The organism is Paenibacillus sp. FSL R5-192 (genome assembly GCF_000517845.1).
Taxonomy (GTDB): domain Bacteria; phylum Bacillota; class Bacilli; order Paenibacillales; family Paenibacillaceae; genus Paenibacillus; species Paenibacillus amylolyticus.
Genome location: NZ_ASPR01000057.1, coordinates 1 through 252 on the forward strand (window position 1 = coordinate 1; position 252 = coordinate 252).

The window sequence follows — 252 nt, forward strand, 5'->3', positions numbered from 1 at the left end:
CCCTTAGCTCAGCTGGATAGAGCGTTTGACTACGAATCAAAAGGCCGGGAGTTCGAATCTCTCAGGGCGCGCCATTATAACTTCATATTTTGCCGGCGTGGCGGAATGGCAGACGCGCTCGACTCAAAATCGAGTGGGAAACCGTGGAGGTTCGAGTCCTCTCGCCGGTATAGATAACGGGATGTAGCTCAGCTTGGTAGAGCACCTGGTTTGGGACCAGGGGGTCGCATGTTCAAATCGTGTCATCCCGAT

At 54.0% G+C, this 252-nt stretch carries 2 tRNA genes; both read left to right on the plus strand.

Annotated elements, in window-relative coordinates:
• Positions 1-91: 91 nt before the first annotated feature.
• Positions 92-170 (plus strand) — tRNA-Leu (locus C161_RS27065).
• Between the two features lie 7 nt (positions 171-177).
• Positions 178-251: transfer RNA gene (locus C161_RS27070), tRNA-Pro, on the plus strand.
• Position 252 lies beyond the last annotated feature (1 nt).